We start from the raw sequence: 8,165 nt of genomic DNA, 5'->3' as shown, positions 1-8,165 counted from the left end.
CCTCTTCTCTTTACCTGATATACATGAGAAGAGCACCGTCAATCTGAGTGACTATAAAGGCAAAGTGGTACTGGTAGATTTTTGGGCCTCATGGTGTGGTCCATGCCGTCAGTCGATGCCCGAATATAATCAACTTCGCAAGCGCCTGCACAGTAAACAAAACGGTAAAGACTTTGAAATTCTTGCTGTCAATGTTGACGTCACCACTGAAGAAGCGATGCGTTTTCTTGAACAGTACCCAGTGGATTTTCCGGTACTGGAAGAACGAAGTGGGAAATCCCAACAGGCTTACGAGCTACTCACCATGCCTACATCATTTTTGATAGATCGAGAAGGTTATATTCGCATTGCTCATCAGGGGTTTAACACGGGGTTTATTCGTTACCTCGAGAAAGAAGTCAACATGCTGCTTCAGGAGTAAACATTTAGTCTTTACCGTTTTCCGTTATTAGATTCGCATTAGTCCCATTTTCTTTGATACATTAGCGCTTCAGAACACCTTTTTGACTATCAATAATTACGGTAAAGATCATGGCTCCTAAAGTTATTCAGAACTGGCATACTGTTGTGAAAACACGAGATATCAATGCTCTAGACAATTTATTGGCTGATAACGCCACGATGTTTTCTCCGGTAGTTCATACTCCGCAAAGAGGCAAAGCCATTACAAAACTATACCTAATGGGCGCAATGCAAACGATTGCGAATGAACACTTCAAATATATTCAAGAAGTTTACAACGACCATTTTGCCGTGCTCGAATTCGAAACCCTTATTGACGGCAAAACCGTCAATGGTGTCGACATGATCACCTGGAACGAAGATGATCAAATAACTGAATTCAAAGTCATGCTGCGCCCTCTTCAGGGCATCAATGCCGTTCACAAGGCAATGGGTGAAGCGCTCGCAAAATTTCAACAAGGACAATAAACTCGTCATCACGGGGAAGCTCGCTGTGCAGTTTTCCTAATGACAAGCCAAATAGAGATTTATTGATATGAAAAGATCCTTGAAACTCCCAAGTCTTTCAAATGTATTAAGCTATGTGGTGGCTACATTAGCGATCATCGCGACGCTCTATGGCCTAGTGCTTGGCCTGCGCCTGGTTCCACCAGACCAGCTACGAATAGCAGCGGGAGTAGAAGGTAGTGCCTATTATCAAATAGCGCAACAATACCGAGAAATTTTAGCTGAGGATGGTCTTCAATTAGAGATAGTCGAAACCGCTGGTTCACGCGAAAATAGTAAACTGATTGATGCCACGAATAGCACGGTAGACATCGCCCTGATCCAAGGCGGCATTAAATCAAGCAACCCCAATATCAACGCATTGGCAGCCGTCTTTCCAGAGCCGCTCTTAGCCTTCGCCAGAGTTGAAGCCCAAGTCAACGGCAACCCGTTTTCATGGACAGGGAAACGCGTTGCACTGGGTGCACAAGGTAGCGGTACTCGAGCTGTAGTTGAGCAATTAGCAGAGATTAGCGCTGCGCCAGCCCTCAGTAATAATACAGCTCCCGAAGCATTCTTGGGCGGCAAAGCCGCTTCCGAAGCCCTACTCTCGGGCAATCTCGACCTGGCATTTTTTGTTGCGCCACTTAGCGCACCTTATCTTCAAGCCTTATATGATAATCCGGCGATCCAGTTATTGCCGCTTGATCATGGCCAAGCACTCGCAAGCCAGCTTCATGAAGCTCACTATATCAATTTATTGAGTGGCTCACTTCGATATCACCCGGCCTACCCCGAAGCTGCCGTGCCACTCATTACACTCGTGACAAAGCTAGTTGCACATGATGACCTACACCCCGCTTTAGTCAATCGTTTGGTCAGAGCAGCCAAGATAGTACATGCTAAACGTGTCTCACTCGTCATGTCTGAGCCTTTCCCGAACACAAGTTTATTAGATATGTCTGCAGATGTTTATGCCGTAAAACTACTAAGAGATGGCTTTAATCCGCTAGAGAAAACCCTGCCCTACTGGATAGTCGCTCAGATCAATCGTTTTGCGATCTTACTTTTACCAATAATTTTCCTACTACTACCCTTATTCAAAATACTTCCTGCACTACTGGCTTGGAGAATGCAGTCTCGCGTTTATCGCTACTACGACCGCCTACACGAAATTGATCTACGTTTGGCTGAGAAAGGTACAAAGCCAATAAATGAGGAAGAGAGGCAAGTACTGGCTAATGAGCTTATTGATATAGAAGTCGGATTACGCTGCGAATCACTGCCTCTTAAATACCGGGAAAGTGCCTATACTGCTGTACAACACGTGCACTTGGTTCGAAGCAGGCTTTAAGGTTTTACTTTGCAGAGGCTTTGCTTGCACGAGACTTGTGAGTCGATAGCTCTGTAGTTTGCTCTAACCACAAAAGCGTGTCGTAGTAAGGAACCAAGCGATTAACATAAGCCGGAGAAATATCCTTCATGGCACCAATCGTACGAACCAAAAGGCGCTGAGGATTGAGAGGCCCTGCATTTTCCGGGTCTTCCTTGATCACTTGCCGAACCATATTTTCGGTGATCACCTTGCCCAATTGCTCACGATAAAACTGTAGCGACTTTAGCTCTTTAGCGCGCTCTTGAAAGTCTTTCGCAGCATTGATCTTTATTTTCTTTTCACTACCTTGCGTAGCAGAAGGCTTGTCCTCAAGTCCTTCGTCAAAGCCCTCGTCAAACAACAGGGCATCCAAACCCAATGAGCTCTGATCTATTGCGCTTACATCAAAACTATTAATACGTTCTATCAAGCCTTTAAAAACTGAGTCTGATCTGCCGTCCTGCTCCTGGGGCGCCTCAGTTTTTTCAGCGTCCTCATGCTGCTTAACCAACAATGCTTGTAAGTCTGTCAGGCCTGATTCAATTCGTGGAAGCAAGCTTTCCTGAATATTGTCAGAACGCTGATCTGCTCTAGCCAGCAATGAAGAAAGGCGCTGAAAATGAAATGCAGCCACACCGCTCTGACAAGTATTTTCGAGCCGCGCCAAAGCTTCCTTTAGCTGGTCAAAGGTGGAATTCATCTTAATCTGTCACCAGAGCCGAGCCAAGTGGGGCTGTATCTTCTTCAGCACCTAGAGGCTTAGTCACTTGTCGCCCTTTGGGAACGGGTGCCATTTCTACACGCCGATTCTTCGAGCGACCATCACGGTCTACATTGGAAGCAACAGGTTGCTGATCTCCAAAGGCAGCAGCAAACACCCTTTCTTTGGGCATCCCCTCTTCTATCAAAGCTCGCGTCACGGTTAGAGCCCTCTGAGCAGAAAGCTCCCAGTTATCCTGATATCGATTGTTGCCTTTTTGAATGGGAAGATCATCTGTGAAACCACTCACCATCAGCAACTCGTCACGCTCTCCCAGGTAAACTTCAAGAGGAGCCACCAGAGTGCTTAAGAGCTCACGCCCTTCAGACTGTAACTGGTCTGAGTTCAGCGAAAACAAGACACTGCCGCTGATGCCAATTTTGCCATCACGCAATGTTACTCGCCCGGAAGAGAGAGGGTCTGCCAAAGCTTCTTCCAATGCCATTCTTCGCTGTTCTTCAGCCCTGCGCTTTTCAACTTCTTCGGCAAGCGACTTTGACAATTCTAACTGATAGCCCAATACCCAGATCAGCAACAGCACAAAAACGCCGACTAGCCCGGACATTAAATCGCCAAAAATCGCCCAAATAGGAGGGCTTTCAGCATTACTCTCATCTAACTCATGCATACCAACACCCCAGCTTAAGCAGACTCAGTGGATGACTGTTCATAAGCCTGTTTCATTGACAGTTCACGCAATTCTTCAAACAAAGCTTTCTGGGACAAAACACTATGATCAATTACTTCTCTAGCCTGGGAAACGTAATAACCAAGCTGCTCATTGCTGCGTTCACTCGACTGCTCCAGAGCTGATTCGATGCGCTGTAAACTCTCACCAAGCAGTTCATTCGATTCACTAAACTGCTGGCAGGCCTTACCAAAAGCATCACCCAAACTGGCAATATCGGTAGTGCTTGCCGCAGCTTCGACCACGATGTCTGAGAGTTTGTTAACTTCAGCATCGATATGCTGGTCAAAACGAGAGCTGATGTTGTCTAGCATGCTACTAGAGGTTTCGACTAATGAAGCAATCGCTTCTCTTTGCTGGCTGGATGACTCGGATAAGGAGCCTGACAAGCCATCAAGCTCAGCCATAATTCGCTGACGCTCTTCTAACAAGTGGTTGTCACGCTCCATGTTGTTACTGATTTCTTCACGTAACTTGGAGATTACCTCCGCAGCAACCTTTGGTGTTTCAGACGCGGTTTCAATCAGCTCTGTCATGGGTTTCTCAATCGTTTCTGACAATTGGGCAACTTGCTGCGATAAGCTTTGTTGTAGCTTATTCATCGTCTCGGCAGCAGCGTTTGCACGACCTGCCTCTTCATCTCGCAAGCTGCTCAATTCTTCACGCACACTCGCCGCTAAGCCATTCATTCGACTATCCAGTTCGTGCAACCAACGTGACTCATCTTCACGACGTGCGATCAGTAAGTTATTGGATTCAGCGAAAAGACCCGCTAGTTCAGCCAATAGCTTCTCTGACTTCTGCTTGGTTTGCTCATCCATTAGCTGCTGGCTGTCACTTAGCTTCTCAACCAGCTCAGCTTGCTGAGCCAACATTTTGTCAGCACGGTTCTGCCAATCAAGACTGATCCCCTCAGACATAGCCCCCAAACGATCTGTCATTTCCGTAAATTTATCAGCAACCTGACAACTTGTTTCAAGCTGAGCTTGTGTAAGCTGATTTAGCTTGTCAGCAACGTCTTGAGAGGCGCTGTGTAAAGAAGCAGAACTCTGCGTCTGCGTATCAATCATCGCCTGTTGCCAAACTGTCTGTCGAGCTTTTTCACTTTCGAGATTTTGGCTATCTCGCTGCGCCAAATTCTGGTTCAAGCTTTCTAACATTGTCTGCGTTTTAGCGTCAAAGAGCTCACTGTATTCACTCAAGGTTTGCTTAATCTGCTCGGCACTTTGTTGGTTTCTCAGCGCTTGCTCTTCTAGCGCTTTACGCCAGACACTTCCCACCTCGTCTGCCGTTTTCGAGAAGCGGCCATTCAGAAAATCCAAGTGTTCAGTAGCTTTCGTAGAAAACTGCTGATGACTTTTCGAAGTCTGATCACTGACCTTCTCCACCAACCGACTCATACTTTTTTCAAACACAGGGCGCATACTTTCACCTGCCAAACGACCACTATCGGCAAGCCCTGCCTGAACGGTACTGACACTGCTGGAAATGGCTTCTGATACCGTCTCGGCCAAGTGTTGGTAACTCTGTTTCACCTCAGTATGAAAGCTATCTTGCTTCTGGTTTAGCTGCTCACCCAGGTTTGAGCCCATTTTCTCCAAATTCAACGCCATGGTTTGAAGCTGATCTGCCACTTGAGGTAAGGCAAGCGCCTGTGCTTGTAGGGCTTTATAAGTTTCTTGGCGGTTATGAACCAGAGAGAAGCCTTTAAACTCATGCGCGATACAGGCATCGAGCTCACGTGTCGCAATCACTCGTTCACGACGACTCAATGTCGACATCAAGCCCAACATAGCTGAAGCTGCCACACCGGCAACGGACGTACCGAAAGCCAAGCCCAAACCATTGATCGGCGCGGCCAAACCTGTGCGAATTGCCTCTAATTCTGTGGTTCCTTGTAGTGCCGTGACAGCACCCTGCAAGGTATCAACCATTCCGACAAAAGTACCTAACAAGCCGAGCATTACCAGTAAGCCGACTAAGTAGGGCGTCACGACAGGCGCGGGTAGACCAATGCGCTCACCTTCTATTCTAAGCTGAACAGCATTACGCAGCGAGGCGTGAAGCGACAGTAGCCATTTGTCAAACTGGTTTTCGTTATCCGACTCGGCTTGTACGGCAAATTTTGGAATATCTTTTAGCGCGACTGACAGTGTTTGTGTCGCCTTCTGAAATCGTAAGAGCTCAAGGGTGCCAATACTAAACACCACACCAATAACGACAGTAATCAGCAAGGCCAAGGTATCACTACCCAAGAATACCCAGCTCATACCGATGATAGCCAATGCGCCTAATAAAAATGCCAGCCCAAAAAGAAGCTTATTCATAAGCAACTAGTAACCTCTAATTTCATAATTGTGTCCATAGCGATGCACTCAGTTTGCCGATTGCACCGTTTCATTTAATGCTTCTATCAAGCCCAGCACGAGCTGCAAGCGCGCTTCCAGCTCTGCCATCAGCAAGCGCTTTAAAGCTGCTAGAAAGGCCTTAATATTCTCATCCAAGGCACACGTTTCAAACAGGTCGGCATTTTTACCGGCAGGCCTTTCAAAGCTCTCGCGAAAGTAAGTGGCGAGTAGCGTCGGTACGCATAAAAACTGTTTACGAGCAGCGACGCTTAACGCTTCGTCGAGAGCTTTATCGAGCACCACTAACTTCGCAAGCTCTGGTGAATGCTTCTCTAACACCTCACTAATATAAACTCTCAAGCCCTGCACTTTAGCCGACATATCAGACTGCTGAGCACGATAAAACTTACTGAAGGGTTCAGCAGCTTTGGCTAGCAACTTGTCATCGACTTGCCCTTCTCGCATAGCGCTAATAAACGCTTCATCCCATTCAGGCAGCTTTATTCTGCCGACACTTTTATCTGGGTCAAAGCCTGACTCAATAGATTGGCTAATGGCTTTTCTTACCCTGACAAAGGCCTGCTGGCTTTTTTCTAAAGCTTCCTGACCAGCCAATTCGTCCGAATCGTTCGACAGTAAACCGGCGTCGACTCGACGATCAATCATTCTGATCATGCCTTGCGCATCACTTAATTTTACCGAGCCCGAGAAGTCTATTTTTTGCGATAAGCGCTCGCTAAAATTTTCTGGATGAGTCTGTGGCTCGACTTGCAGCATCTCTGATAGAGAACGCACCAAACGCGAACTACCGGGCATAAATCGGGATGAATTCTGGCTCATAGCTGAAGGAAGGATCACGCTGCGCATCTGCGCTATTCAAAGCAAGGAAAGTTTCTTACTGTGCATCTAATATTTATATTCAAGAGGCGGCCATTATCGCCATTCTGGGGGATTATTCAAGATTTGATCACCACATATTGTGGTTCCCGGTGGAAATAAAAAAGGGGGAATGCTTTTTCGCATTCCCCCTTTTCACTCCTATTTATACTTCTTTAGCTAATATCAGTTTGCAAAATACATTTGCTCAAAGTAAGCCTCTAAGGCTTCATAACAAACGGCTTCTTCTTTTGCAGTTAATTCAAACAGTGTGTTACCAGCTGATTTCTTCATTCGGTATTCTCCGTTTAATCATCGTAATAACTTAAAAGTATTTGCTTCGTTGCAAGGCCTGAGCAGAAAACAAGGAGTCGAATCCGGTATATAATTGATTACTAAGGCTCGCTCTTTGAAATCGTTTCATTACGTACTTCCTTGTACAGTTATTACTAAAGCATTAGCCGTGCCAAGACAACAAATTAGTTTCATCCAATTGATTTTATTAACAATTTAAATTAAATGACATAATAATAACTCTCAACATCAGTAAGCTCATGCACCATAGCTTTGCGTATAAGTACTAACACGCACTATTATTGGGTTATAGTCCGAGATAGCGTTGCCCTTAACAATAACAAAAGCTAACAGGCTAAATTTTATGACATCACAGAGCTTCCATCAGTCCGCTAGCTGTTCATGCACCACATCGAAAATCACCGTCAGAGCCCAACCTTTTTCTCGCTTTAAATGCCATTGCACTATTTGCCAAGAGATCTATAACAAGCCTTATGCAGAATTTGTCGTAGTCAATGCAAAAAATGTTGAGCTAAACAAATCTGATCAACTATTGTTTGCAAAATATCGTCGTCCTCCTGCTCTAACTAGAGGTATATGCCAAAACTGCCAATCTCCATTAGTTGGCTTTTTGAGGCTTGCGCCTTTTTTAAAACTGGCCTTTATTCCCATTGACCGTTTTGAAGACCCTGGCGCACTACCAGCAGCTCAAGGGCATATTTTTTATCACAGCAGAAGTGAAGAAATAGACGACAATTTACCGAAGTTTAGCGGATACTGGAAAAGCGAACTGGCGGTGAGCCAATCTGTACTTAAGGGATTAATACAACATTAGGTTAACTGAGCACTCTAGTAATTCTTATGCTTTAATATAAG

Annotated in this window: 8 protein-coding genes; 4 read left to right on the top strand and 4 right to left on the bottom strand. The window is 45.7% G+C overall.

The features are described from left to right. The 3 genes from A3735_RS20755 to A3735_RS20745 form a co-directional block, all read left to right on the top strand. Positions 1-421, top strand: a 421-nt coding sequence (locus A3735_RS20755; RefSeq protein ID WP_068638558.1) for a TlpA disulfide reductase family protein, incomplete at its 5' end; no start/stop codon positions are given. A 110-nt stretch (positions 422-531) separates the two neighbouring features. Further along, positions 532-930 (top strand): nuclear transport factor 2 family protein, encoded by a 399-nt coding sequence (locus A3735_RS20750; RefSeq protein ID WP_068513165.1) that lies wholly within the window; start codon positions 532-534, stop codon positions 928-930. 67 nt (positions 931-997) lie between these two features. Next, positions 998-2,302, top strand: coding sequence for a TAXI family TRAP transporter solute-binding subunit (locus A3735_RS20745; protein ID WP_068513170.1), 1,305 nt, complete (start codon positions 998-1,000; stop codon positions 2,300-2,302). A 4-nt stretch (positions 2,303-2,306) separates the two neighbouring features. Here A3735_RS20745 and A3735_RS20740 read toward each other — a convergent pair whose 3' ends face one another. From A3735_RS20740 to A3735_RS20725, 4 genes are read right to left on the bottom strand one after another with little or no spacing between them, the layout of a single operon-like run. After that, positions 2,307-3,023: a DUF2894 domain-containing protein gene (locus A3735_RS20740; RefSeq protein WP_068513173.1), complete on the bottom strand. Its 717-nt coding sequence runs from the start codon at positions 3,021-3,023 to the stop codon at positions 2,307-2,309. Between the two features lies 1 nt (position 3,024). Beyond that, entirely contained in the window at positions 3,025-3,711 is a 687-nt protein-coding gene (locus tag A3735_RS20735) for an OmpA family protein (protein WP_068513175.1), read from the bottom strand. 14 nt (positions 3,712-3,725) lie between these two features. After that, positions 3,726-6,098, bottom strand: a complete 2,373-nt coding sequence (locus tag A3735_RS20730) for a DUF802 domain-containing protein (protein ID WP_068513178.1) — start codon at positions 6,096-6,098, stop codon at positions 3,726-3,728. A 48-nt stretch (positions 6,099-6,146) separates the two neighbouring features. Continuing rightward, the gene (locus A3735_RS20725) at positions 6,147-6,986 is read right to left on the bottom strand and encodes a DUF3348 family protein (protein ID WP_082880507.1); all 840 of its coding nucleotides are present in this window, start codon (positions 6,984-6,986) and stop codon (positions 6,147-6,149) included. Positions 6,987-7,653: 667 nt separating this feature from the next. Between A3735_RS20725 and A3735_RS20720 the strand changes: the two genes are divergently transcribed. Continuing rightward, positions 7,654-8,124, top strand: coding sequence for a GFA family protein (locus A3735_RS20720; protein WP_068507378.1), 471 nt, complete (start codon positions 7,654-7,656; stop codon positions 8,122-8,124). The last annotated feature ends 41 nt before the right edge of the window (positions 8,125-8,165 follow it).

Source organism: Oleiphilus sp. HI0061, assembly GCF_001635675.1.
This window is presented reverse-complemented; position numbering and strand designations above follow the sequence as displayed.

What these genes read in the sequence shown, in the direction of transcription:
- A3735_RS20750 (WP_068513165.1), top strand. Translation starts at nt 532, where the DNA reads ATGGCTCCTAAAGTTATTCAGAACTGGCATACTGTTGTGAAAACACGA.
- A3735_RS20745 (WP_068513170.1), top strand. Translation starts at nt 998, where the DNA reads ATGAAAAGATCCTTGAAACTCCCAAGTCTTTCAAATGTATTAAGCTAT.
- A3735_RS20740 (WP_068513173.1), bottom strand. Translation starts at nt 3,023, where the DNA reads ATGAATTCCACCTTTGACCAGCTAAAGGAAGCTTTGGCGCGGCTCGAA.
- A3735_RS20735 (WP_068513175.1), bottom strand. Translation starts at nt 3,711, where the DNA reads ATGCATGAGTTAGATGAGAGTAATGCTGAAAGCCCTCCTATTTGGGCG.
- A3735_RS20730 (WP_068513178.1), bottom strand. Translation starts at nt 6,098, where the DNA reads ATGAATAAGCTTCTTTTTGGGCTGGCATTTTTATTAGGCGCATTGGCT.
- A3735_RS20725 (WP_082880507.1), bottom strand. Translation starts at nt 6,986, where the DNA reads ATGCGCAGCGTGATCCTTCCTTCAGCTATGAGCCAGAATTCATCCCGA.
- A3735_RS20720 (WP_068507378.1), top strand. Translation starts at nt 7,654, where the DNA reads ATGACATCACAGAGCTTCCATCAGTCCGCTAGCTGTTCATGCACCACA.